This is a genomic window from Dickeya sp. CFBP 2040 (assembly GCF_012273755.1).
In the GTDB taxonomy this organism is placed as follows: domain Bacteria; phylum Pseudomonadota; class Gammaproteobacteria; order Enterobacterales; family Enterobacteriaceae; genus Dickeya; species Dickeya poaceiphila.
This window is the reverse complement of record NZ_JAAVXH010000029.1, coordinates 1-1,221: the sequence shown is the minus strand read 5'-3', so window position 1 is coordinate 1,221 and position 1,221 is coordinate 1. Positions and strand designations below refer to the sequence as shown.

1 protein-coding gene is annotated in these 1,221 nt (G+C 46.3%); it reads right to left on the bottom strand.

The window, feature by feature from the left end:
- On the bottom strand, positions 1 to 670 hold a 670-nt coding region (locus tag Dpoa2040_RS04165), incomplete at its 3' end, for a class I SAM-dependent methyltransferase (protein ID WP_246867243.1).
- Positions 671 to 1,221 lie beyond the last annotated feature (551 nt).

Genomic DNA, 1,221 nt, shown 5'->3' with positions numbered 1-1,221 from the left:
TTCCAGTTGGTGTTGTGTCTGACTGTAGATACGAAACGCGGTCCACTTTACTTCCAGAATGCGTGAAAACAGCAGGTGTTGTAAGGGAGGTAAGCGCTGTTCTTCTTCGGTAACTCGCCAGGGTGACTCTGCTGATAGCATGGGGAGGCGGTGTCAGAAAGCTGGTGATCAGCGTTCCCTCTGGTTTCAGGGCTTGATTGAATACCCGATAAAGATCAGTGACTTTTTCATCATCCGGCTCATAAATGTTCAGTCCGTTACTGGTGAGAACATCTACCGGTTCTGGCAGTTGCAATGTCCAAGCATCACCCTGCAGTAGCGTGATGCGATTATCACAATGTTGCTGTCTCGCTAGTGACTCAGCTGCCTCCAGCGCCTGATTATCCAAATCTACGCCGATTAGCCGTACATCCTGATGGTGAGAATAATCCAGCAACAATAAATCACCCATCAGCCCGCAGGGAACTGATGCCAGTACCATTCCATCATGCAAACGCGATTGCAATTGCTGGCGGAAAATACCAAACCGTTCACGCGTGGCCAGTACGACAGGGAATCTCTCATAGATCAATTTTTCCAAATCACTATGGGATGACAACGTTGCAGTAGCGGATGGGTAGGTAACCAGATTGTGGGTCCAGTAGGTATTTAACCCACGGTGTGCTAGCAAAAATTGCCCCAGTTCGAACGTAGCCAGTTCTTCTGCAATCGCGATTTGTCTTCCACTGTCGCGCCGGGAAGATCGCCTGCCTGCTGGATTCTAGTTCTGACAGCATTGAGCATAGCGTAGTGATCATCCGGGGAGTGTAATTGATGCGATAGCAACTGTCCTTGTCCAGAATGCAGAGATGTATTTTTCATGATGAGGTCCTGTTTGCCAGCTTATTACGTGAATAAAAACGGTGAATATCCGACCAAGGCAATGATGGCAATGCAAGATGAATGTGTGCGCCCGATTCCATTTTGCACCAGTGTTTTGTTGCTTATCATTATGGTTTTTTATTGTTATAAAAAATGTTGTTTATTGTTGTCGGTGGGGGATTTGTCCGAAAGCTGTATCTGCAGGTAATAAAATAGATCGTATATCCAGGGAGCCCGATTATTAGAGCACCTGGATGACGGGCAAAGGGAATTGTAGACGGTTTGTAAAGAATAATCTGATGCTGATCAATGTGATATGGAGAGAGAAAAGGAATTATCAAGACGACCTGCCAGACAATT